The following is a 22,146-nucleotide window of genomic DNA, read 5'->3' as shown; positions in this document are numbered from 1 at the left end:
GTCATTTTTTCACTTCAGCCGGGGCGCGCCCGTAGATGTCGTCGAAGCGCACGATGTCGTCTTCGCCCAGGTACTCGCCGCTCTGCACCTCGATCATCACTAGGTCGATAATGCCGGGGTTGGTCAGCCGGTGTTTATGCCCGGCTGGGATGTAAGTGGACTCGTTGGCGTTGATCAGGAATTCGCGCTCGCCGTTGGTGATCTGCGCGGCGCCGCTGACCACCACCCAGTGTTCGCTGCGGTGGTGGTGCATCTGCAACGACAGCGACGCCTGCGGCTTGACCACGATGCGCTTGATCTTGAAGCGGCTGCTTTCCTCGAGCACGGTGTAGGTGCCCCACGGCCGGGTGACGGTGCGGTGCAGGCTGTACGCCGGATGGTTCTGGCGCTTGAGTTCGGCGACGATGTAGCGCACATCCTGGCTACGGTGGGCGTCGGCGATCAGCAGCGCGTCGGGCGTGTCGACGATGATCAGGTCGCGCACGCCCACCGCGCCGAGTACGCGCTTGGGCGAGTCGATGTAGCAGTTGTGCACGTCATGCAGAATCGCTTCGCCATTGACTTGGTTGCCATGGGCGTCGCTGGGGGTGAGCTGGCGCAGGGCTTCCCACGAGCCGATATCGCTCCAGCCGATGTCGCAGGGCACCACGGCGACTTGCTTGGACTTCTCCATCAAGGCCACGTCGATGGAAATATCCGGCGCGCTGCCGAAAGCATCCGCGTCCAGCTCACGCTGGCGCGAGGTTTTGTTTTGCAGGCTCTGGCTATGGTCCAGCGCGGCGCGGGCGGCTTCCAGCACGTCGGGCGCATGGGTGGTGAGTTCGTCCACCAGGGTGCTGGCCTTGAAGCAGAACATGCCGGCGTTCCACAGGTGCTTGCCGCCGTCGAGATAGCCCTGGGCGGTGGCCAGGTCGGGTTTTTCGACGAAGCGTTTGACCCGGTTGCCCGTGCTCAACGGCTCACCCTGTTCGATGTAGCCAAAGCCAGTCTCCGGGTGATCCGGCTGGATACCGAACGTCACCAGGTAGCCGGCTTCGGCCAGGTCGCGGGCCTGGGTCACGGCCTCGGCAAACGCCACTTCATTGAGGATCAAATGGTCGGCGGGCATCACCAGCAACTGTGCGTCGCCGCCGAAATGTTCCTGCACATGCAGCGCCGCCACGGCAATCGCCGCTGCCGTATTACGCCCGAACGGCTCCAGCAGCAAATCCAGCGGCAGATGGGCCTTGTTGACCAGACGGTAGTCATCCAGGGTGCGGAACAGCAGGTCGCGGTTGGTCACCGTCAACACGCTTTCCACGCCGGGCAGTTTGGCCGCGCGCTGAAAGGTTTTCTGCAGCAGGCTCATGCCATCGCGCATGCGCATGAACGGCTTGGGCATGTTCTGCCGGGACACCGGCCACAGCCGCGTGCCCGAACCACCGGAAATGATGCAGGGAATTAATCCGTTGAGGGTGTTCATCAATAGACTTCCTTGGTGGAAAGGACGGCCGGGACCGTCATGAAGACGATGTACAAGTCAAACCACACCGACCACTTGGAGATGTACTCCAGGTCGTACTCGACACGTTTCTGGATCTTGAACAGGGTGTCGGTCTCACCCCGGTAACCGTTGATCTGCGCCCAGCCGGTGATACCCGGCTTGACTCGGTGCCGCGAGCTGTATTCGCTGACCGCCACTTCGAAGGGCACGCCTGCGGCCTTGGTTGCCGTGGCGTGCGGGCGCGGGCCGACGATGGACATGTTGCCCAGCAGCACATTGAACAGTTGCGGCAGCTCGTCGATGCTGGTCTTGCGGATGATGCGGCCCACGCGGGTGATGCGCGGGTCTGCGCGCGTTGTTTGGCGTTCGGCGGTGAAGTCGCTCTGGTCGGTGTACATCGAGCGGAATTTGAACACGCGGATTTCGTTGTCGTTGTAGCCATAGCGGTTCTGGCGAAACAGCACTGGGCCCTTGGAGTCGAGCTTGATCGCAATCGCTGTCGCCACCATCAGCGGTGACAGGCACACCAACGCCAGGCTGGCCAGCAGGAAATCCTCACAGCGCTTGATCACCGGCGACCAGCCACGCAACGGCAACTGTGAAGTGTTGAACATCAGAATGCCGCCCACATCGGTGATTTTGCTGTGGCCGTAGCGCAGGGCCGCCATGTCCGGCACCAGCATGACGTTCACCGACAACTGCCGCAGGCGGTTGACCAAGCCGTGGATGCGTTGCTCGGCGGCCCAGGGCAGGCAGATCATCACTTGGTTGACCTGCTCGGCACGGATCAGTTTTTCGAGGTCGCGGGTATTGCCCAGCAGGGGCAGCTTGCTCAGCTCCTTGGGAATGCGCTCGGTGCGGTCGTCGATAAAACCGACCAGGCCGGAACGGATATCGCCGTTGCGCTGCAGGTGATCGGCGACGTGCACAGCGGTCTCGGTAAAGCCCAGGATCACCGTGCGTTGCAGGTATTTGCCAGCCCGCATCAGCCTGCGATAAAGGCGCAACATCATCAGGCGTTCCAGGCAGAACAACGCCAGGCTGGCGACGTACCACGTCGCCAGGTTACGCGGGGTTAATTGCGGGAACATCTGCAGGATCTGGTACATGAACAACAGAATGCAAAACGCCGCCGACCAGGCTTTGATCTTGGTTTTCAAGCGCAGCCGGTTGCTGAACAATTCTTCGGAATATATGCCCAGGGCCTGAAACAGAATAATGGTCAGGACCGCGAAAAAAACCAGCAGGCCCACGAAATGAGGGCGCAGTTCAGGGTCCATCGGGTCCAGGAAAAGCACCAGGACCAGAGGGGGCAAAATGGCCGTCAGGCCGTGGATCAATTTGACGAAAACGACAAAGAACTCAACAAAACCAGCACGTGTTAAAAACAAGCTGTCGACTGACGACTTCTCTCGCATAAAACCATCCCTCATTGCACTCCAGGCTGCACTGTTCGACTGTTTGCTCAATAAAGCAGCGGGCTGCTTTAGCGTTCAGCTCGAACTGGTTGCACTGGGTAATACGCAACTTTCCAATTCAAATGCACCATCCAAACACAGCTATTCATTTGAAGTGTTTTTGCGGGGGTAGTGACTAAAGGACTGTTCCCTTTATGTGCTCAGTCAATAAATTGACAATGGTGCGGGAGCTGCGTAGTAGACAGTTTTATCATTCTTTTTAGTGGCATTTTATTGACATTCCTTGTCCGAACACGCGGTGATTGGGTGTGTTTTTGAGTGTAGGAACAAATAAGGAATTTTTCCTGCTTAAAGGAGAAAGCTTTTTTGCAGCGCGGTGGGAAAGAGGGACAAAACAGCGGTGGCAGGGCGCACTAAGTGCCCTGCCCATGGGGCTTTCGCCCGATCAGAAGTTACCTTTCAAACTCACCATAAAAATTACGCGGTTCACTATAGAAGTTGCCGCAAAAGCTACGCCTGCGTTCCATTTCGACAGGGCAGTGTCGAACCGGTAGTCACCCCACTCGCGATTACCAGAAACAATGTATCCAGCACAATTTTTTGTTCGCACACGGTACGCCGATTAATCTGCAGGCTTTTGCGGTGGATGGCTTGAGCATGATTGACCTTGCAACCCTGGCGGTTTTTTCGGGGGCTGTGCTGTTGCTGCTGTTATCGCCTGGGCCGAACATGGCCTTTGTGATCAGCCACGGCGTGACTCATGGCTGGCGCGGGGGAGTGACATCAGCCTTGGGTATCAGCGTGGCCGACCTGTTGCTGACCGCATTGACCGCCACAGGGGTGACGGCATTGGTCGCCAGTTGGCCGCCATCCTTCGATTTGATCCGCTATGCGGGAGTGGTTTACCTGCTGTGGCTGGTGGTCAAGACGTTGCAGAAAACCCCAGGGCTGGGCGCGGCCCAGGTCAATCGCATGCCCCTGGGACGAGTGTTTCTGCAGGCCATGTTCAACAGCCTGCTCAACCCCAAGGCATTACTGTTTTTCGTGGTGTTTTTGCCGCAGTTTGTACGGCCGGAGGCGGGGTCCATTGCCGTGCAGTTGATGGTGCTCGGGGGCGTGCTGACGTTAGTCGCTGGGGTGTTTCATGCGGTGCTGGGCATTTTTGGTGGTGCGCTGAGCCGATTCTTCGCCAGGCGCTCAAAAGGCGCCTGGCTACAGAAATGGGGCTTGGCGACGGTGCTGATGGTGCTGGCCGTGCGCCTGGCGGTGATGTCTCGCCCAAGCTGATTCAACTCACGGTGTTAGCCCAGGCGTGCAGCTGCGCGTGCGACGATCTCGCCGCGTACTCTGCGCGATTCGGCCGTGCGGTTGTTGGCTTCCTCCAATACGTGCTTGGGCGCAGTGTCCGGTCGGCCTGCATCGAACGGTGGCGCTGGCGCGTATTCAATCTGCAACTGCACCAGTTGCGCCGTCGCGTCGCTGTACAACTCGGCCGCCAGGGTCAGGGCGAAGTCGATGCCGGCGGTGATGCCGCCACCGGTGAACAGGTTGCCGTCACGCACCACGCGCTCTTGCACCGGGGTCGCGCCGAGCGGGGCGAGCAGGTCGTGGTAAGCCCAGTGAGTCGTCGCCCGGCGCCCGCGCAGCAAACCCGCCGCGCCCAGTACCAGCGAGCCGGTGCACACCGAGGTCACGTAGCGTGCGGTTTGCGCCTGGGCCTTGAGGAAGTCCAGCGTGAGCGGGTCTTCCATCAACGCGCCCACGCCGGAACCGCCGGGCACGCAGATCACATCCAGCAGCGGGCAGTCGGCGTAGGTTATGGTCGGGGTGAACACCAGGCCGGTGCTGGAGGTGACCGGTTCCAGGTCTTTCCACACCAGGTGCAATTTCACGTCCGGCAGCGAACCAAGTACGTCATAAGGGCCGGTGAGGTCAAGTTGCTGGATGCCGGGGAACAACACAAAGCCGATCTGCAAGGTCATGGATAGCGCTCCGATAAAGGGGTGGACGGCTTCACTTTAGTGATTCAGGATTTGGCCTACACGCCATTACGCCCACGAATTACGCCAACATGACAAAAATTATCCATGTACTCGCCTTTCCAGGCGCTCAGATACTTGATGTTACCGGCCCCTTGCAAGTGTTCTCGTCCGCCAATGACCTGGCGCGACAACGGGGCTTCGCGTTGCCGTACGCGGTCAACGTGATCGCTGCTCAGACCTCGGCGGTCATGACCTCGGCAGGCCTTGCAGTGGTGGCTGAGCCCTTGCCGGTGATTGATGCCCCGTGCGATACCCTGGTGATCGCCGGTGGTTGGGGGGTTTATGGCGCTGCCGAGGACGCTGACCTGGTGGATTGGGTGCGACAAAAGAGTGTCAACTCACGCCGGACGGCGTCGGTCTGCACGGGCGCTTTTTTGATGGCGGCCGCAGGCTTGCTCGATGGCTGTCGTGTGGCTACCCATTGGACGCGTTGTGAGGAATTGGCGCTCAAGTATCCGAAATTGCAGGTGGAGGCTAACCCGATTTTTATCCAGCAAGGGGCGCTGTGGACGTCAGCGGGGGTCACCGCCGGTATTGATTTGTGCCTGGCCCTGGTGGAAGACGATCTGGGTGCCGCCGTCGCCCTGGAAGTGGCACGGCACTTGGTGGTGTTTCTGAAACGCCCGGGAGGGCAATCCCAGTTCAGCGTCACCCTGTCTCTGCAACAGGGCAGTGGTCGGTTTGCTGAGTTGCATGCCTGGATCGCCGAGCGTCTGACGTTGAATTGGAATATCTCGACACTGGCGGCCCAGGCCGGGATGAGCGAGCGCAGTTTTGTGCGTCACTACCGGGCTGAAACCGGACGGACGCCAGCACGGGCAGTGGAGCTGATACGAGTGGAAACCGCACGGCGGCGACTGGTTGACGAAGACACGCCGATCAAGCGAGTCGCCTCGCAGTGCGGTTTTAAATGCGAAGAAACCATGCGGCGCAGTTTTCTGCGCGTGCTGGCGGTGACTCCGCAGGCTTACAGGGAGCGATTTTCTCGAATATCAAGCTCGACAGCGTAGGTGTCAATCCAACGGCTCAGCCGTTCGGCAGACTCCACCAGAATACGCTCGAGATCGGAAAAACTGCCAGTGTCACTCTTCGCGCCTAGTTGCTGCAGTGCGACAGGGTCGATGTACGACGTCAGTGAGCCGTCGTGGTTCTGGATGGAGGCGTTGAGCCTGGCGATCAGTCCTTGGTCGTAGCCCGGGTCCTGAATCGACGGAAAGGCTGATTTACCTCTACGCAGGATCGAGTCAGGCAACAGGTCAGCGGCAGCTGCCCGCAACAGCGCTTTGCTCTCGCCGTTGAAGATCTTCATGGCCCACGGGATGTTGAATACGTACTCCACCAGGCGGTGATCGCAGAACGGGACTCGCCCCTCAAGGCCGCTGGCCATCCCCATGCGATCTTTTTTGTCGAGCAGCATCGGCAGCCATCGGGTGAGTGTGAGGTAGTTCAACTCGCGAGTACGTCGCTCTTCCGCAGACTCTCCGTCGAGCCTGGGGACCTCGGCCAACGCTGTGCGGTAGAGTTCGGCTTCATAGTCGTCCAGTTTCAGGTCATCGATAAACTGTTTATGAAACAGCGCTTTGGGGGACAGCCCGCGATGAGCCCCGAGTTTTAGCCATGGAAAGGTTTGCGCCGCCCGAGCCTGCGGGTCAGAAATCCACAGGTAGCCCCCGAATAGTTCATCGGCAGCCTCGCCGGAAAGCGCGACGGTGGCGTGTTGGCGCACGTTGGCAAACAGTTGATGCAGTGAGATGTCCAAGTCGCCAAAGTTGAAGGGCAAGTCCCAGGCACGCATGACTTTTTCACGCAGAGTCGGGTCAAGTAAACTTGCGCGATCCAGGACGATGTTGTGGTGCCGGCTGCCGATGTGGCGTGCGGCTTCGGCTGCGAAAGGCGCGTCGGCGGAGGGCCGGACGGGATCCGGCCGATAGTTTTCAGTGTGTCCCACAAAGTCGATGCAGAACGTCGATAGTGGATCCTCGCCATTGGCCAGACGCTTCTTTTGTGCGAGTGCAGCGACGGTACTAGAGTCCAACCCTCCCGATAGCAGTGCACACAACGGAACGTCAGCAATCATTTGTCGGGCCACAATGTCATCGAGTAGCTCGCGGATGGTGGCAATGGTGGTTTCAAGATCGTCTGTGTGCGGTTTTGCTTCGAGCGCCCAATAGCGTTCTTCGCGTATTTGTCCACGACGCACCCGCAGCAGGTGGCCAGGCTTGAGTTCTTTCATACCGCTGAAGGGCACTTGCCCCGGAGTACGTAAAAATAGGAGTGCGTCGCAGAGGCTTTCACGAGTGGAGAGTGCTTTGACGTCAGGGTTGGCCAGGAGCGCCTTGGGTTCCGAGCCGAAAAGAACGCCGTCGGCCGTTGGATAGTAAAACAGTGGTTTTACCCCAAGCCGGTCCCTGACCAAAATCAGTTCATCATTCGCGCTGTCCCAAATTGCAATTGAGTACATGCCGTTAAGGCGATGCACGAAGTCAGCGCCCCAGTGCAGGTATGCCTGCAGCACCACTTCGGTATCGCAATGCGTCGCGAATCGATAGCCCGCCTGCATCAGTTCAGCGCGCAGCTCGATGAAGTTGTAGGTTTCGCCAGCATAGGAAATGACGGCTCTGGGCAGATTGCCAGGGCCTGTCTGCTGGCTCTGCATCGGTTGCAAACCACGTTCTGGGTCAATGATCGATAGCCTGCGGTGACCCAGGGCTACGTGCTTGTCGATCCAAACACCGCGTGCGTCAGGGCCACGCAGTTTCAGGGTGTCTGTCATCGCGTCGATGGTGGCTGTTTCGTGTCTCAGGTCGTGGGCAAAGTCAACCCAACCGGTTATTCCACACATGGGAATGTACTCCGCTGAAAAAGAGAAATAATGGGTGTCCCTGACACCTCCCCTTGGGTTAGGACCAGGCGTCAGGACCAGGCGTCAGGCCTGAGATGGGATATGAGGGTTGAGCAATGGCGGATCGCTGTGGATATGAACCCGGCGCAGATGTCGACCATTTTTGCTGGTGAAGCTCTCTCGGCCGTGGAGCAGGCTGAAGTTGTCGGTGAGCACGACATCGCCGGTTTGCCACTGATGGGCGTAGTAGGCACGCGGGTCATGCAATGCGGCGCCAAGGCTATCGAGTAATGCGGCGTGCTCGCTGTCGTCGATCCCGCTGAAAGTGTATTGCGATGGATTTATGAAGTCAGTGTCCCCCGCAACCGGTTGTTCGCAATATCGCAGTACAGGGAATTCCCTCCGCGGATGTCGATTGATGATAGGTGCGCTGGCGCAGTTGCTGTAGAGCTCCACCGTTCGTCGGTACGTGCCTTGGGCCCGGCTCCATAAGTTGCGTGTTTCGGGCGTTGCGATGCGCAATGCAACGGGCGTGCAGGCGAACGTGGTGCGCCCACCGTGGGGACAATCGTCGGCTCTCACGCAATGAAATATCTGGAATTCGGGTACGCTCTCCAGATACATGCCGTCCCAATGCAGTGGTACGTAGCTGTTGGAGAAAATATGGTCGTCCGGTGCCAGTTGCTCCTGCAGCTCCAGTACAGCGCCAAAAGGCCACATCATGATTTCGCCGAACGTAGAGCAATATCGCGTGAGGCTTTCTGCTGTATCAAAACTGTCAAAACCGCGAAGAATGACGAGCTGGTGGTTATGTACCAACATGCGGAGCCAGGCAGTCGATAGCTCCCCGAGATGGACGTCGGGATGCCGTGGTGTGATCATCACGCCGAATTCAGGTGGAGTGAGTGTGGCAGGCAGACGCGCCGTGGTGATCAAGTGTGACAGGTTCGGGTCCGTCATACTGCAGCCGCCAGCAAGGAGGTCGTTTGGGATGAGTCAATCGCATAGTGGCTGCGCAGGTCATCTTGCATGATCAGGTGGGCTCCACAGCGTTGTGCGTCCTTGCGGTTCATTAGCTTGAAGTCATCTCCCATACCTACCGCTACGCCATGCCAAGGCGTAATCCAGCTGTCCTGGGCCGGCATCATATGAATGCCTATCTTCAAGCTGCTAACTGGCTGCGGATGGATGGATAATCTGATGGCGTTGGGGAACTCCTGTGCCAAGAGTTCGCCCCACGCCCAACTGCGTTGAATGACCTCGACGGACAGCAGCTTGGCTTTCTTCTGTAGGGCACTTCGTGATCCTGAATAGCCGGGTATCAGGTTGTCTTCAAACATGAAGCGGGTGATTGCCCGATACAACTCAACGCCCTCTGGCGTTTTCATTAACGTTTTTTTAACTGTCGTCAGTGGTTCTGCATAGCCCTCGATCAATAGCCTACGCAACTGGTCAAAGTCATCTGTTAACGCATTGAGTCGAGTGCAATCTTCGAGATTATAGAGCCGTAAATGATGGGCGTGTTTTTGCGCAATTATATGGCCGATTGCAGATTGATACCGACTCACATCTTCGTCATCGACACCTATCACTTCGCTGAATACACGCCCATCTGAGCAGATAGTCAGCCGCGCGCCTGGCGCGTAGTGGGATTTTATATCGGTGCATAACTTATCCAGAGACTGTAAGGAAATTCTTTCCGCCAGATCAGGAAGTCGGCCGATCACTTTATCCGGATTAGGCGATTTGGCGGGAAAGGCAGGCAAGACCAATTCGATCGGTCTACCCGCTTCCACGAATCGTTGGATCCGTGGAATCTGAATGGAGTGGATTTGATCGGCTTCCTCGTCCAGCGCGATGGGCAAGGAGGCCCGCTCATCTCGCCGACGAATACGCAGAATTTCGTTCAGAATAATAGAGGACGTATCACTTGGCATGTTATGCATCGGATGTACCTTTTTTGTAGTTGTTTGGTCATTGTTTTTAAGGCGCGGTTTTTTCTGTTTTGGATGGTATTGCCAGCTGCCGTGCACGGCGCTGGCGTAAAAAATAGTTAAAATGTTAGCGATGCCTCGAGCAAGCCTGTACTAACGTTTTGTTACTTTTGCTTTTTTTGGGTTGGCTTTTGTTTATGTTTTTTTAAGGTTGAGAAAGTACTGGGGGCAGCATTCTTTTTACGCAGGAGTGGCTGAAGTGTCTGTGCTGTATGGCGTTGAGGATTTTTGATGGTGAATGAGTCGCGCGCTGAGGTGGTTTCTAAAGTATTTATATGTACGCATGTTTAAAGTTTCAAAGGGTTGTGTATATTTTTCTGTTTGTGTCGACATAATGATTTGTTATTTTTTTTTGGCGTTTCTTCATTGGTAGGTAGGTTTTTCTTTATCTGTGCGTCGAAATTGGTTCGAACGCGTAGCGCAATGACTTACAGCAAAGTGTCGCCGAAGAGGGTAGGCATGTAGCACTGATCTACTGCGAAAAAATCCTGCGTCCCTTGTCAAATGCGAGTAATTCCAATAGCGCGTCAAGGGTAGTCTGCGGCGCTTCCTGGGGGATATTGTGGCCCACGCCGGGCAGCACCTGGCGCCGGTAAAACCCGCTGAAATGCGCCACGTCATCATCCTCTTCGGGTGGCGGGCCCACCCCATCATCGGCACCGCACAGCGAAATGCTTGGCACCGAAATCGGCGGCTGCAATACCAGGGCTTGCTCGATGGCTTCGAGTGCGGGGTCACCAGGCGCATACATAAAACGGTGGCGATAGGAATGGATCACCACCTCGACAAAATCCGGGTTATCAAACGACGGCGCCGTCTGCTCATACAGCCCCGGTCCTTCGGTCCAGGACGGCGACCACAGTGACCACAGCAGTTCGCAGAGTTCGCGACGGTTGGCGGTCAAGCCGTCGACACCGCGCTGGGTATGAAAGTAGTACTGGTACCACAAGCGGTGTTCCGTCTCGGGTGCCCGTGGCGCCAGCGACTCGGCGATGTCCTGGATGTTGTAGCCGTCACCGGTCACCAATCCACTGACGCGATCGGGCCACAGCGCCGCGACGATACACGCGGCACGTCCACCCCAATCGTAGCCGGCGAGGGTCGCCTGTGGGATGCCCAGCGCATCCATGAAGTCCAGCAGGTCCTTGGCCAACGCCGCCTGCTGTCCGGAGCGCATGACGTGTTCGTTGATAAAACGCGTCGGGCCGTAACCGCGCAGGTACGGCACCAGCACCCGCAAGCCATGCCCGGCCAGTACGGGCGCTATCGCGTCATAGGCGCGAGGGTCGTAGGGGAAGCCGTGCAGCAGGATCACAGGTTTTCCACCAACGGGGCCGTGGGCTTCATACGCCACATCGAGCATGGACGTACGGACGTAAAGCAGCGGGGCAGTGGTGGTCATGGTGAGCGTTCATCGGCTGGCCAGAGGTGCTGGAACTCTAGCCGAAAGCCGTGAACGGGAGGGGTGGAATTTAAGGCAATAGGCTGACGTGTGTAGCCCGAGGTCAGCGCCGTTCGGCGACCTCAGGGTTGCCAGGTGGTTTTTTCCCCGCTGAGCTTACGGTCCAGGAAGGTCGCAGCGCTGATCAACGCCAAGTGGCTCAAGGCTTGCGGCGTATTGCCCAAGTGGCGGGCCTGGCTGTCGAACTCTTCTGCGTACAGCCCCAGAGGGTTGGCGTAACGCAGCAGTTGTTCGAATTCCAGGTGGGCCTTTTCCACTTGCCCGGCGCGGGCCAGGCATTCGACGTACCAGAACGAGCAGGCCGCAAATGCGCCTTCAGTGCCTTGCAGGCCGTCGATCTGGCTGTCGTCGTTGCGATAGCGGTAGACCATGCCGTCGCGCACCAGGCTTTTCTGGATGGCTTCCAGCGTTGAGAGCCAGCGTGGATCGGTCGCCGCGACGAAGCGCACCAACGGCATCAGTAGCATCGAGCCGTCGAGCGCGGTGCTGCCGATATGCTGCACAAAATGTCCGCGTTCTTCGTTCCAGAAGTTGCTCCAGATGTCGGCATAGATCGCTTGGCGGGTCTGGTCCCAACGTGCAAAAGGCGCCGGCAGCGAACGCTTGGACGCCAGGCGGATGGCGCGGTCCAGCGCGACCCAGCACATCAGTCGCGAGTGCAGGAAGTGATGCTGCTCGCCGCGCATTTCCCAGATGCCTACGTCTTTGGTGTTCCAGATCTCGCAGACCTGATCGGCGACTTCTACCGTATGTTTCCAGCCCTCATGAGAGATGGCTTCGCCGTACTTGTTGACCAGGTACACCGCGTCCATCAGTTCGCCGTAGATGTCAAGCTGGATCTGGTCGAACGCCTCGTTGCCAATGCGCACCGGCTTGGCGCCGCCGTGGCCGCTGAAGTGGTCCAGCTCGGCTTCCGGCAGCTCCTGGCGACCATCGATGCCGTAGAGAATATTGATTTTGGTCGGCTGGCCGCAGCAGTCACTGACCCGTCCTTTGAGCCAGCGCATATAAGCGTTGGCTTCTTCGACAAACCCCAGGCGCATAAAGGCGTAGACGGTGAACGAGGCGTCGCGGATCCAGGTGTAGCGGTAGTCCCAGTTACGTTCGCCACCGGGCGTTTCCGGCAGGCTGAAGGTGGCAGCGGCGATGATTGCGCCGTGTTTGCGCGAGGTCAAAAGCTTGAGCGCCAGGGCCGAGCGGTTGACCATTTCGCGCCAGCGGCCACGGTAGTTCGACTGCGCGATCCAGCCGCGCCAGAACTTCAAGGTGTGGGCCAGCGCCAGGTCGGTGCAGCCGCCGTCGACGCGTTCATCCTCCTGGCCGCCCAAGACGAACTCGGCACCCTCTTCCTGGTCCAGGGTAAAACTGGCCACGGCGGCGCCGTCCTTGATCTGCAACGGCTGGCTGCTGGCCAGGCGCAGGCCAGGTTGGCCGTCGGCGCTGAAACACACCTTGCCGTTGTCGAGGCTGGCGTGGGTAGGCGTGCGTGCGTAGTCGTGGCGCACCGCGCAACGCAGATGAAGGGTGGCCTTGCCACTGACCACGCGCACTCGGCGGATCAGCAGCGGCAGGTCTTCGATTTCTTCGCTGATGACCAACAGATCAGTGATCTCCACCACGGCTTCGTCGCTGAGCCAGCGGGTCTGCAGCACGTTGGTGTCGGGCAGGTAAATTTGTTCGCGCCGCGCGTTGGGCAGGTCCGGGGCGAGTTGGAAAATGCCGGCGTCGGGGCTGTCCAGCAGCGAGCAGAAGATCGACGGGCTGTCGAATTCCGGCCAGCAGAAGAAGTCGATGCTGCCTTTATCGTTTACCAAGGCCGCACTGCGCATATCGCCGATGATGCCGTGGGCATCGATGGCGCTTTGTTGTTCGTTCAAATCAACCATTGCCACGAAACTCCGGATAAAGGCTCATGCCGCCATCGATAAAGAGCGTGCTGCCCACGACGTAGTCGGAAGCATCACTGGCCAGCCACACCACGGCGTTGGCTACATCTTCTACATCGCCGACGCGGCCATAGGGAATCAGCTTCAGCAACTCCTTCTCTGCGGCACCTTCAGTGGCCGCACGGTTGATCGCCGTACGAATCGCGCCGGGCGCAATGCCGTTGATGCGGATGCGCTGTTCGCTGACTTCCTGGGCGAGAGTGCGCATCAGCATTTCCACGCCACCTTTGGACGCCGCGTAATTCACATGCCCGGCCCAGGGGATCAACTGGTGCACCGAGCTCATGTGGATGATTTTGCCTGCCGCCCGCGACACACCCTCGCGCACGCCCTGGCGATTGAAGATCCGCACAGCCGCCCGCGCACACAGAAACTGGCCGGTGAGGTTGACGCCGATCACTGCGTTCCAGTCGTCGAGGCTCATGTCGACCAGGTTGGCGTCCTTTTGCATGCCGGAATTGGCCACCAGGATGTCCAGGCGGCCAAAGGCATCCAGCGCTTGGGCAAACAGCCGCTCCACGTCCGCTTCTTTAGACACGTCGGCGCCGATCGCAATCGCCCGGCCGCCGCTGGCATTGATCTGTTCGGCAAGGGCTTCGGCGGGCGCCGCCTGGGCATTGTAATTCAGCACCACGGCCGCTCCGGCCTGTGCCAGAGCCTTGGCCGCGCCGGCACCGATGCCGGAACTGGCGCCTGTCACCAGTGCCACTTGTTGTTCCAACGAAATATGCATTGCTCACCCAGCCTTAAATCCGTGAGTTCAAGTAGCTGACTGATAGCGCGCAAGGGAAGTTCACCCGTGTGAAATTAGCGACTACAACCATGGTGAAAAATGGAATAACAGAACTATAAAAAATAACCATAAGATACTAAAAAACCGCTCAAAAGCGTTTGACAGGCTTTTTCGCCCCGTGTCTTATAGGCACACCTCAACCCGCTCCGTTGGTAGTTCGGAAGTCATCGCGGGGCCAGCAATAAGAGATATCTATGTGCCTCTCGGCCGATATAGGGGAACTGCCCGTTCAGGAAACAGCCGCTGCCTTAGTTGGCGTGCCTAAGTTAGTTATCTTCGATTGCGACGGTGTGCTTGTCCAAAGCGAAGAAATAACCCTGTCTGTGTTGATCGCCCTGCTAAATGCGTTAGTACCGGACGACGCGATGTTAGATGCCACACGTTTTATCGAACACTTCCGTGGGCGCAAGGTTGTTGAGTGTTTACGCGAGGCGGAACAGCTTTTAAATGTTCGCCTGGACAGTGAGTTTGAACAGCGCTTTCGAAAGCAGGCATTGGACGCACTGACAAAACGTTTAAAAGCCACTGATGGAATGATTGAAGTACTGCAAGCGCTGACCGTTCCTTTTTGCGTAGCGTCCAGTGCGCCACGTGACAAGATAGAACACTGTCTGCGCCTTACCGGGCTGCTCTCTTATTTCGAAGGGCGAATATTCAGTTGTTATGAGTTGGGCAGTTGGAAGCCTGATCCCTTAGTGTTTCTGACGGCGTGTGATGCTTACGGTATTGATGTGAGTGATGCATTGGTTGTTGAAGACAGTGTGACCGGTATTCAGGCTGCTGTTGCCGCCCATCTACGTGTCTTGGGCTTTGGCCCTCCGCATCGGCATCCGCAGTTAGTGGCTGCCGGCGCACGGCCGATTGCCGATATACGTGAAATGCTGGCCGTTTTTAATTGATCTTATTACTCAGGGAGGAGGCGTCGTGAATACACGTGGTTACGTAGAACGGCTTAAACGCAACAATCACTATTCAGAAGTGTGGTGGGATTCATCGCCGGCCGTGTACCTGTCTTATAAACAGCACCTGTTGGAAAAGTACCCGGCGGCGACGACTTATATAGATGCGTTGATGCCGGATGATATCGCCCAGCCCAGAGGCTTGTGCAGTGTGACCACCAACCCGCGGTTGGTGACGGCCGTTATCCTCGAAAAGCGCGAGTATTGGTCATCGCGTTTCAACCTCGCGAGCCTGTCTCCCAGTGAGCTGCGCAAGCAGTTGTACAACGAAGTCATCCTCGAAGGCGCCGCGACGCTCAAGCCGCTGTGGGTTCAATCGGCGCAGGTCGAGGGCTGGATTTCCGCCCAGGTCGACCCGGTGGATGTGCGCTGCACCGAGCGCATGACCGCCAGGGGCCTGGAACTGCATCGCCTCGCACCGAACGTGATGGTCAAGGTGCCGGGCAGCCTCGAAGGGATGGCGACTGTAGAACAGCTGGTCGCCCTGGGCGCGTCGGTGAATATCACCTTCTGCTTCACGGTGGCGCAGTTCCAGGCCGGTATCCAAGCCATCGAACGCGGCCTGGCGACTGCACGCCGCAACGGTATCGACACCCGTCGCTGCAAGTACGTCATCACCTTCATGATTGGGCGTTTCGCCTGCCAACCTGAGTTCACGTTGCAGGCGGCGGAGCGTGGTCTGGTCTTGAGTGCCGAGGAACTGCGCTGGGCTGAATTGATGATTTACGAGCAGGTCCAGGCGCTGGTCGCGGCCTCGACCGTGCCGGTCAAAACCTTGCTTTCCAGTATAAAAATCGACGTGGACGAGCGTGGCAACAAGCACTGCTGGCACTTGGAAAAGACCGGGCAGACGGCGACCTGCTACACGCTGACGCCGGAGGTGGTGGAGTTTCTGATCGAGCGCGAGAGCCATGGCAAGCCGGTGGTGCCTGCGGTGGAACCCCAGAAGCCGCCTGCGTCGACCTTCGCCAAGCTGATCCGCATCCCGTATTTCTACGAAGCCTATTTCATCGACAGCATCGAGCCGTACGACTTTGGCAACCACGAGGCGTTTATCAACGCCTGCAATGAAGCCAACAGCGCACACCGGCGCCTGGCGGACTACTGCGTGCGGCTCTGCCCGGTAACCAAACCCTTCAAGCGCGCGCTCAACGCGCTGCTGGCCGCCGAATTCGGGGTGATCGCATGAACCGGATGATCGGGTTGTGGGCCCACCCACGTTCGCGCTCCACCGTATTGGAGCGCGTGTTTATCGAGCGGGGGGATTTCGAGGTCTTCCACGAGCCCTTTGCGCATATGGCGTTTTCAGAGGACTCGGCGATCCCTTCGGATGAGTGGGATCACAGTTTGCCCACCACTTACCAGGGCATAAAAGAACACTTGGTCACGGCGCGCGAACGAACTAACGTTTTTCATAAAGATATGTGTTACCACTGTTTGGATGATTTGAAAGTTGATGTCGGCTTTCTGGCGCAACAGGATAATATCTTTCTTATTCGCGAACCCGCCAGCAGCATTATTTCCCATCATCGAGTCCACCCCGATATGCCGTTGCAGGCCATCGGGCATAAAGCGCTGTACGACATATTCTGTGTGGTCACTAAACTCACAGGCCACGTTCCTTATGTCATTAATGCAGATGATTTGGCCGCCGAGCCGGAGCGGGTGATTCGCAAACTGTGTGATCACTTGGGTATTGAGTTTCTGCCGCACGCAATGACCTGGAAACGCGAGTGTCCACAACAATGGAAAACCTGGCGGAGTTGGCATGTGGCTGCGGAAAATAGCGATCGCATTGTTTCGCCGGATCATCACACTATCGATATCGAGGCTTTCGAACAGTATCCAAAGTTAAAGAAAATGTATGAATACCATCGGACGTTTTACGCGCGCATGAATGAGTTTTGTCAATAAGGATATTTGTATGAAGAAGCTGATTATCACCGGAGCGGCCAACGGAATTGGTCGAGCGACTGTCGAGATGGCTATTCAACAGGGTTACTTTGTTATCGGCGCCGACAAAGATGCCGGGGGGCTGAAAGTGTTGCAGGACCTTTACAGCGCGGACGTGTTTGAAGCACAGGTTGCCGACTTTTCTGATATGACCGTTATCAAAAGTTTTATCCCAACCCTGTATGAGCGCCACGCGACTGTTTATGGACTGGTCAATAACGCCGGCCTTTATCACGGCAAAAGTGTCTACGCCTATTCCGATGAGCAAATAGACGAGATCCTCAACGTCAACCTCAAGGCGCTGGTCTATCTCTCCAAAGACTTCGCCGAACGGGAAATGAAGCACGAGGCCCCGCGCAGCATCGTCAATATCGCCTCGGTGGCCGGTGAAGTCGGCAGCTGCGATGCCCTCTACGGTGCCACCAAGGCAGCGGTGATCGGCCTGACCAAGGCCAACGCCTGGAATTTCGCACCGTTTGTGCGGGTGAACGCGGTGTCCCCGGCGCTGATCCACGAAACCGCCATCTACGACACCATCCCTGAATACCGGCGTGCCGAGTACGCACGCCAGGAAGTCCTCAAGGACCCGATCCTGCCCAGCGGCGTTGCCGAGGTCATCATGCTGCTGGTTGGCGATGCAATGCGCCACATCACCGGCAGGGTCATTCCGGTCGACAACGGAGCCTACCCACGATGAGCCAGTCGATGCCCAGGAAAAAACTGCTGCTGGTCGGCGCCGGCAACCTGTGCCTGCAGATCCTCAAGATTCTCGGCCCCAAAAACGCTTTCGACTTTGTAGTACTGGGCCGCAATGAAGAGTCGACGATTCGGCTGTGTAACCTGGTAGAGCTGTCGTGTGCGCAATTAGGGCAATTCATTGCCATCAAGCCGGTGGTCGCCGACCTGACAGATATCGCGACAGTCGCGCAACTGCTGCGTGAAGAAGCGCCGGATATGCTGGTGAACTGCGCGTCGCTGCAGTCCTGGCGGGTTATTACCGGGTTGCCCAAGCTGTCGTTCGAGAAGCTTGACCAAGCTCAGTTCGGTCCCTGGCTGCCCATGCACCTGACGCTGATGCATTGCCTGATGCGAGCGGTAAAAGCCTCGGGCATCACCACTAAAACCGTTAATGCAGCGTTCCCCGATGCGGTCAATCCGATTCTGGCGCGCATTGGCCTGGCGCCGGATATCGGCGTGGGCAATGTGGCCAACCTGGTTCCCGCTGTGCGGTTTTCCATCGCCCGCTTGCTCGAATGCGCGCCCGCTGATGTGCAAGTGCAGCTGTATGCCCAGCATTACTTCAGCCACTACGTGCCGCGTGGTGGCTTGCCCCCGCGTGCCAGTTACCGGTTGTTGTATGAGGTGCGCGATCGGCCGGAGCTGGCTGGTCCGTCGGCCGAGGCGATTTTCTCTACGGTGAAATCCGAATTCCGTCGCCTGGGCGGGGTGGATGGGCAGTTCCTCACGGCATGTTCCGCCGTCACCGTCATCGAAGGGCTGTTCTCACCCACGCCGGTTGTGGTGCACGCACCAGGCCCCCTCGGGCTTCCGGGCGGTTACCCGGTGTTGCTGCACGAGGGGCGGATCGAGGTGCAGTTCTCCGAGGCTTGCCCAAAGGACGAAGCGGTGCGCATCAACACCATTTGCCAGAGCCAGGATGGCATTGACGAAATCCATTGTGACGGCTCAGTCAGCTACAACCCCCAGTGCATGGCCGTCATGCAATCGATGCTGGGGTATTCCAAGAACACCATGTCTATCGAGCAGTCCGCCGAGTTCGCCCTCGAGTTGGCGAGCAAGTACCTGTCCTTCAAGAATTCAACCTGGTAGGTGTGTGATGAATCAGATTTCCGAGCGCAAGCACAACGAAGTTGCCAGTTATTCCACGCAGTACTCGGCGGATTTCGTCGAGCGTTGGGATGAGTTGATCGACTGGGAAAAACGCAAGGCAGGGGAGGGCGGGTTCTTTGAAAACCTGCTGCACAAGCACGGCGTGCGCTCGGTCATCGACGTATCGACGGGCAGTGGTTTTCATGCGGTGCAGCTCAAGCAGGCGGGCTTTGATGTGGTCGCCACGGATGGCAGCAGCACGATGTTGACCAAGGCGCGGGCGAACTTTCGCAAACACGGGCTGGACATCGAGTCCAATTACCGCGACTGGCACTCACTGGACCCGCAGGAGCTGGGCCAATTCGACGCCGTGGTGTGCCTGGGCAGTTCGCTGTGCCATGTGTTCGCCGCTCACGACCGATTGAGCGTGTTGGCGAAGTTCAGGGCATTGCTCAAGCCGGGTGGCCTGTTGATTGTGGACCAGCGTAATTTCCTGGCTATTCGCGCAGGTAATTTCAAGGCCAGCGGGAATTATTATTACTGCGGTACAAACGCATCCGTGAGCTTGGGGCAGGTCGATGAGCACCTGTGTGAGTTCATCTACAACTTTGATAACAAGGAACGCTACACGTTGAAGGTTTACCCGTTGTTGCCGGGCGAGTTGGCCACTGAAATGCTGGCTTCCGGGTTTCGCGCCCATGAGAGCTACGGTGATTTCAAGTCTGTCTACGACATGATGAATTGCGATTTCGTCATCCACACCGCGCGCGCTGAATGAGAGGTCGATGATGAGCACACTGGTTCAGAGCAATACCCGCCCCTTGGACAGCGTCGTATTGGCGGTCGTCCTCACTGGCTTCGTGGCCAGCACCTACGGATTTGGTGTCTACCTGTTCGCCAACCTCGTGGTGGACATGCGCCGCGACATTGGCTTCGACTACACCACGGTGGGCTTGATCACCGGCGGCGCGCAGATCGGATTCCTGCTGTTCTCGTCGGTGACAAGCGTAATCAGCCGGTTTTTCGAGGGCTGGAAAATCAGCCTGGTGTCCACGGTGATGACCTCCCTGGCGCTGCTGGGCCTGAGTATCAGTGACAGTATCTGGCTGTCGGGCGCTCTTTTGATCCTGCTCGGTGGCTGTTCCGCCTCGGTGTACATCCCGTTGGCGGAAATCGTCACCAAGGGTTTCAGCCCGGGTAATCGCTCCCGGGTCATGGGGCTGATTTCCAGTGGCACCAGCTACGGCGTGTTTATCAATGGCTTGCTGGTGTCGTTCCTGACATTGAATGGCGGCTGGCGCTCGATCTGGCTTACCGCTGGCCTGATATCGGTTGTGCTGTGCGTGGTGGCGTGGTTTCTGTTGCGCACCCTGGCCACGAGCCGGGACACCGGATTTTCCGGGGAGCGCGCCGCTGCATTTGACAGTCAACGACCCTGGCTCAGCCGTTCGTTGTACCTGACGTGGGCCATCGCCTTTCTCAATGGCATGGCGCTGCTGCCGTTCCAGACGTACCTCGCGCCGTTCCTGCGTGATGAATTGGGCGTGTCGGTACAAGACGCCGGGTTTATCTGGACCACCATCGGTGCCGTGGGCATGGCGTCGGGCTTTCTGGTGGGGTGGATTGCCGACAAGGTCGGTGTGCGGGCGTCGCTGGCGATGTGTTTTCTCAGTGCCGGGCTGGCCGCCACCCTGGTGTTCAGTTTCAACAGCCTCCCGCTGTTCTACCTGGCGGCGTTTCTGTTTGCACTGGCGTTTTACCCCATCTTCGGGCTGGTCCCCAGTTACATCGGGCAAATCGTGCCGGTCAACCGGTTGACCCAGGCCTTTGGCATCGCCAACGTTCTGATCGGCTTGGGTGGGGTGTGCGGCAACTTCCTGGGCGGCTTTTCCAAGGACCTGACCGGGTCGTTCTCGACGGTCTACTGGGTGGTTGCGCTGTTGCTGTTCGTGCAATGCGTGATGGTGTTCATGTTGGGTAAACAGCCTGTTTCGGTCGAGGAGGGCGAGCAGTCATGAGTTATTTTCCAAACAGTCAAAACCAGAATCTGCATGCGTTTGCGTTCAGCCACCGGCGCGCCGAACACGTGCGGATGAACCACAAGCCTGCCGTCATCTGGATGACCGGTATCTCTGCTTCCGGCAAGTCGACCATCGCTGATGCGTTGGACATTGCCCTGCAGGAACAGGGGCGGATCACGGCCATTATTGACGGCGACTCGGTACGTGGCGGGCTGTGCCGGGACTTGGGTTTTACCGACAGCGACCGCGATGAGAATATCCGCCGGGTCGCCGAGGTCGCGCGGCTGATGCTCGACGCGGGGCTGATGGTGATTGTCGCGCTGATTTCACCCTCGTCGGCCAGCCGGCACTACGCGCGCTCGATTATCGGCAATGAGTACTTCGTGGAAGTGCATGTGGACGCGCCGCTGGAAACCGCCGAACAGCGTGATCCTAAAGGCCTGTATAAAAAGGCCCGCGCGGGGTTGATCAAGAACTTCACCGGTATTGACTCCAATTATGACGTGCCGGTGTTTCCGGAAGTGCACTTGAACACCCAGGCGCTTTCCGTGGCGCAGTCTGTGGCGGCTATCCTTGATTGGGTGGCGCATAACGACAAGCGCACCTAGCCGTCTGTCTTTGCGTCGGGTTTGCGCCGGGATCGCAATGTCTGCCATTCGAAAAAACAAGGTAATCTGCGCCATCGCAAGGAGAATGCGTTTTTTCGGGAGCAGGCATGACACATTTTACGGGCACTGCAAAATCGATCCGTCTGATTGGTGGGGCTCGGGTATTGGACTTTATCAATACCACCAATGGTCGTCGTCCCGGCACCGGACTCAAGGTCCTGGAAGAGCGACTCACGAGCTTTCAGTTCTTCTTTGAATGGGCATTCCATGCGTCGTTGATCTCGGCCCAGGAGTTTGCGGACTACAAGCCGATGGTGCTTGGGTCATCGATCGCCTACCAACCGGACCTGGACGCCGTTATCGCATTCAGGGAGTGCCTGTACGAGGTGTTCTATCCGTTGTCGTTGCGCGGCGCTGCACCCGATGAGGCGTTGCAGCAGATTAACCAAACGTTCCAGCACGGTGTTGCACGGCGCGTGCTGCGTACTGTCGACGGCAAGCCTACCTGGGAGTGGAGGCCTTGCAGTACGGCACAGGAACTGACGGCCACTGTGCTGGGGCGCCTGGCGATAGACGCCACGCAATTGCTGGTATCGGGTGATTTGCAGGCGTTGCGCAGTTGCACCTCGACTGACTGCGATTGGGTGTTTCTGGACATCTCCAAGAACAAACAGCGCAAATGGTGCCAGATGAGCGTGTGCGGCAGCCGCGAAAAACTCAGCCGACTCAAGCAGGTTGGCGGCGCGCAGTAGTTTCGAGGTCATACGGCGGGTAGCAATTGCTCCACTTAATAGG

General features: G+C 57.9%; 20 protein-coding genes. 11 read left to right on the top strand and 9 right to left on the bottom strand.

Annotation, left to right across the window (positions count from 1 at the left end; translation table 11 throughout):
* Position 1: 1 nt before the first annotated feature.
* On the bottom strand, positions 2 to 1,462 hold the full coding sequence (locus tag BFP95_RS22695; RefSeq protein WP_065874606.1) for a mannose-1-phosphate guanylyltransferase/mannose-6-phosphate isomerase: 1,461 nt from the start codon (positions 1,460 to 1,462) through the stop codon (positions 2 to 4).
* Positions 1,462 to 2,901 carry an undecaprenyl-phosphate glucose phosphotransferase gene (locus BFP95_RS22690; protein WP_065874607.1) on the bottom strand — a complete coding sequence of 480 codons (1,440 nt, stop codon included), beginning with the start codon at positions 2,899 to 2,901 and terminating at the stop codon, positions 1,462 to 1,464. Before BFP95_RS22690 ends, BFP95_RS22695 begins: the two co-directional genes overlap by 1 nt.
* A 657-nt stretch (positions 2,902 to 3,558) precedes the next feature.
* Here BFP95_RS22690 and BFP95_RS22685 point away from each other — a divergent pair.
* The gene (locus tag BFP95_RS22685) at positions 3,559 to 4,188 is read left to right on the top strand and encodes a LysE family translocator (protein ID WP_065874646.1); all 630 of its coding nucleotides are present in this window, start codon (positions 3,559 to 3,561) and stop codon (positions 4,186 to 4,188) included.
* Positions 4,189 to 4,202: 14 nt separating this feature from the next.
* Here BFP95_RS22685 and inhA read toward each other — a convergent pair whose 3' ends face one another.
* The gene (gene inhA, locus BFP95_RS22680) at positions 4,203 to 4,883 is read right to left on the bottom strand and encodes an isonitrile hydratase (protein WP_065880033.1); all 681 of its coding nucleotides are present in this window, start codon (positions 4,881 to 4,883) and stop codon (positions 4,203 to 4,205) included.
* A gap of 89 nt (positions 4,884 to 4,972) precedes the next feature.
* Here inhA and BFP95_RS22675 point away from each other — a divergent pair, with 89 nt between their 5' ends.
* The gene (locus BFP95_RS22675) at positions 4,973 to 5,953 is read left to right on the top strand and encodes a GlxA family transcriptional regulator (protein WP_065880032.1); all 981 of its coding nucleotides are present in this window, start codon (positions 4,973 to 4,975) and stop codon (positions 5,951 to 5,953) included.
* Here the strand turns inward: BFP95_RS22675 and asnB are convergent.
* From asnB to BFP95_RS22640, 6 genes are all read right to left on the bottom strand, one after another.
* Positions 5,911 to 7,785, bottom strand: coding sequence for an asparagine synthase (glutamine-hydrolyzing) (gene asnB, locus BFP95_RS22670; RefSeq protein ID WP_065874610.1), 1,875 nt, complete (start codon positions 7,783 to 7,785; stop codon positions 5,911 to 5,913). The genes BFP95_RS22675 and asnB overlap by 43 nt on opposite strands.
* A gap of 84 nt (positions 7,786 to 7,869) precedes the next feature.
* A complete protein-coding gene (locus BFP95_RS29150; RefSeq protein WP_083214635.1) occupies positions 7,870 to 8,745 on the bottom strand; it encodes a TauD/TfdA family dioxygenase in 876 nt (291 codons plus the stop codon).
* Positions 8,742 to 9,731, bottom strand: a complete 990-nt coding sequence (locus BFP95_RS22655; RefSeq protein WP_065910729.1) for an L-tyrosine/L-tryptophan isonitrile synthase family protein — start codon at positions 9,729 to 9,731, stop codon at positions 8,742 to 8,744. Before BFP95_RS22655 ends, BFP95_RS29150 begins: the two co-directional genes overlap by 4 nt.
* 520 nt (positions 9,732 to 10,251) lie before the next feature.
* Positions 10,252 to 11,181 (bottom strand): alpha/beta fold hydrolase, encoded by a 930-nt coding sequence (locus BFP95_RS22650; RefSeq protein ID WP_065874614.1) that lies wholly within the window; start codon positions 11,179 to 11,181, stop codon positions 10,252 to 10,254.
* Positions 11,182 to 11,303: 122 nt separating this feature from the next.
* The gene (locus BFP95_RS22645) at positions 11,304 to 13,127 is read right to left on the bottom strand and encodes a glycoside hydrolase family 15 protein (protein ID WP_065910728.1); all 1,824 of its coding nucleotides are present in this window, start codon (positions 13,125 to 13,127) and stop codon (positions 11,304 to 11,306) included.
* Complete coding sequence (locus tag BFP95_RS22640; RefSeq protein ID WP_065874616.1) at positions 13,120 to 13,920, bottom strand: glucose 1-dehydrogenase; 801 nt, start codon at positions 13,918 to 13,920, stop codon at positions 13,120 to 13,122. The genes BFP95_RS22645 and BFP95_RS22640 overlap by 8 nt, the downstream gene beginning before the upstream one ends.
* A 254-nt stretch (positions 13,921 to 14,174) precedes the next feature.
* Between BFP95_RS22640 and BFP95_RS22635 the strand changes: the two genes are divergently transcribed.
* The 9 genes from BFP95_RS22635 (at position 14,175) to BFP95_RS22595 (ending at position 22,103) form a co-directional block, all read left to right on the top strand.
* Positions 14,175 to 14,879 (top strand): HAD family hydrolase, encoded by a 705-nt coding sequence (locus BFP95_RS22635; protein WP_065910727.1) that lies wholly within the window; start codon positions 14,175 to 14,177, stop codon positions 14,877 to 14,879.
* Between the two features lie 25 nt (positions 14,880 to 14,904).
* Entirely contained in the window at positions 14,905 to 16,128 is a 1,224-nt protein-coding gene (locus BFP95_RS22630) for a transaldolase family protein (RefSeq protein WP_065910726.1), read from the top strand.
* Complete coding sequence (locus BFP95_RS22625) at positions 16,125 to 16,853, top strand: sulfotransferase-like domain-containing protein (protein WP_065880029.1); 729 nt, start codon at positions 16,125 to 16,127, stop codon at positions 16,851 to 16,853. The genes BFP95_RS22630 and BFP95_RS22625 overlap by 4 nt, the downstream gene beginning before the upstream one ends.
* A 10-nt stretch (positions 16,854 to 16,863) precedes the next feature.
* On the top strand, positions 16,864 to 17,589 hold the full coding sequence (locus BFP95_RS22620) for an SDR family NAD(P)-dependent oxidoreductase (RefSeq protein WP_065874620.1): 726 nt from the start codon (positions 16,864 to 16,866) through the stop codon (positions 17,587 to 17,589).
* A complete protein-coding gene (locus tag BFP95_RS22615) occupies positions 17,586 to 18,722 on the top strand; it encodes a hypothetical protein (RefSeq protein WP_065874621.1) in 1,137 nt (378 codons plus the stop codon). Before BFP95_RS22620 ends, BFP95_RS22615 begins: the two co-directional genes overlap by 4 nt.
* A gap of 7 nt (positions 18,723 to 18,729) precedes the next feature.
* Positions 18,730 to 19,500: a class I SAM-dependent methyltransferase gene (locus BFP95_RS22610; RefSeq protein WP_065874622.1), complete on the top strand. Its 771-nt coding sequence runs from the start codon at positions 18,730 to 18,732 to the stop codon at positions 19,498 to 19,500.
* Positions 19,501 to 19,510: 10 nt separating this feature from the next.
* Complete coding sequence (locus tag BFP95_RS22605) at positions 19,511 to 20,740, top strand: MFS transporter (protein WP_065874647.1); 1,230 nt, start codon at positions 19,511 to 19,513, stop codon at positions 20,738 to 20,740.
* On the top strand, positions 20,737 to 21,351 hold the full coding sequence (gene cysC, locus BFP95_RS22600; protein ID WP_065874623.1) for an adenylyl-sulfate kinase: 615 nt from the start codon (positions 20,737 to 20,739) through the stop codon (positions 21,349 to 21,351). Before BFP95_RS22605 ends, cysC begins: the two co-directional genes overlap by 4 nt.
* Positions 21,352 to 21,458: 107 nt before the next feature.
* Positions 21,459 to 22,103: a CGNR zinc finger domain-containing protein gene (locus BFP95_RS22595; protein ID WP_065874624.1), complete on the top strand. Its 645-nt coding sequence runs from the start codon at positions 21,459 to 21,461 to the stop codon at positions 22,101 to 22,103.
* Positions 22,104 to 22,146: the final 43 nt, after the last annotated feature.

This window comes from Pseudomonas sp. 58 R 12 (assembly GCF_900005865.1).
Taxonomy (GTDB): Bacteria; Pseudomonadota; Gammaproteobacteria; order Pseudomonadales; family Pseudomonadaceae; genus Aquipseudomonas; species Aquipseudomonas tritici.
The sequence above is the reverse complement of the archived record's forward strand: the minus strand, read 5'-3'. Positions and strand labels throughout refer to the sequence as shown.

Excerpts from the sequence above, each read along its gene's own strand:
- BFP95_RS22610 (WP_065874622.1), top strand. The coding sequence starts at position 18,730 with ATGAATCAGATTTCCGAGCGCAAGCACAACGAAGTTGCCAGTTATTCC.
- BFP95_RS22695 (WP_065874606.1), bottom strand. The coding sequence starts at position 1,462 with ATGAACACCCTCAACGGATTAATTCCCTGCATCATTTCCGGTGGTTCG.
- BFP95_RS29150 (WP_083214635.1), bottom strand. The coding sequence starts at position 8,745 with ATGACGGACCCGAACCTGTCACACTTGATCACCACGGCGCGTCTGCCT.
- BFP95_RS22640 (WP_065874616.1), bottom strand. The coding sequence starts at position 13,920 with ATGCATATTTCGTTGGAACAACAAGTGGCACTGGTGACAGGCGCCAGT.
- asnB (WP_065874610.1), bottom strand. The coding sequence starts at position 7,785 with ATGTGTGGAATAACCGGTTGGGTTGACTTTGCCCACGACCTGAGACAC.
- BFP95_RS22675 (WP_065880032.1), top strand. The coding sequence starts at position 4,973 with ATGACAAAAATTATCCATGTACTCGCCTTTCCAGGCGCTCAGATACTT.
- BFP95_RS22605 (WP_065874647.1), top strand. The coding sequence starts at position 19,511 with ATGAGCACACTGGTTCAGAGCAATACCCGCCCCTTGGACAGCGTCGTA.
- BFP95_RS22690 (WP_065874607.1), bottom strand. The coding sequence starts at position 2,901 with ATGCGAGAGAAGTCGTCAGTCGACAGCTTGTTTTTAACACGTGCTGGT.
- BFP95_RS22655 (WP_065910729.1), bottom strand. The coding sequence starts at position 9,731 with ATGCATAACATGCCAAGTGATACGTCCTCTATTATTCTGAACGAAATT.
- inhA (WP_065880033.1), bottom strand. The coding sequence starts at position 4,883 with ATGACCTTGCAGATCGGCTTTGTGTTGTTCCCCGGCATCCAGCAACTT.
- BFP95_RS22625 (WP_065880029.1), top strand. The coding sequence starts at position 16,125 with ATGAACCGGATGATCGGGTTGTGGGCCCACCCACGTTCGCGCTCCACC.
- cysC (WP_065874623.1), top strand. The coding sequence starts at position 20,737 with ATGAGTTATTTTCCAAACAGTCAAAACCAGAATCTGCATGCGTTTGCG.
- BFP95_RS22650 (WP_065874614.1), bottom strand. The coding sequence starts at position 11,181 with ATGACCACCACTGCCCCGCTGCTTTACGTCCGTACGTCCATGCTCGAT.
- BFP95_RS22685 (WP_065874646.1), top strand. The coding sequence starts at position 3,559 with ATGATTGACCTTGCAACCCTGGCGGTTTTTTCGGGGGCTGTGCTGTTG.
- BFP95_RS22615 (WP_065874621.1), top strand. The coding sequence starts at position 17,586 with ATGAGCCAGTCGATGCCCAGGAAAAAACTGCTGCTGGTCGGCGCCGGC.
- BFP95_RS22645 (WP_065910728.1), bottom strand. The coding sequence starts at position 13,127 with ATGGTTGATTTGAACGAACAACAAAGCGCCATCGATGCCCACGGCATC.
- BFP95_RS22620 (WP_065874620.1), top strand. The coding sequence starts at position 16,864 with ATGAAGAAGCTGATTATCACCGGAGCGGCCAACGGAATTGGTCGAGCG.
- BFP95_RS22595 (WP_065874624.1), top strand. The coding sequence starts at position 21,459 with ATGACACATTTTACGGGCACTGCAAAATCGATCCGTCTGATTGGTGGG.
- BFP95_RS22635 (WP_065910727.1), top strand. The coding sequence starts at position 14,175 with ATGTGCCTCTCGGCCGATATAGGGGAACTGCCCGTTCAGGAAACAGCC.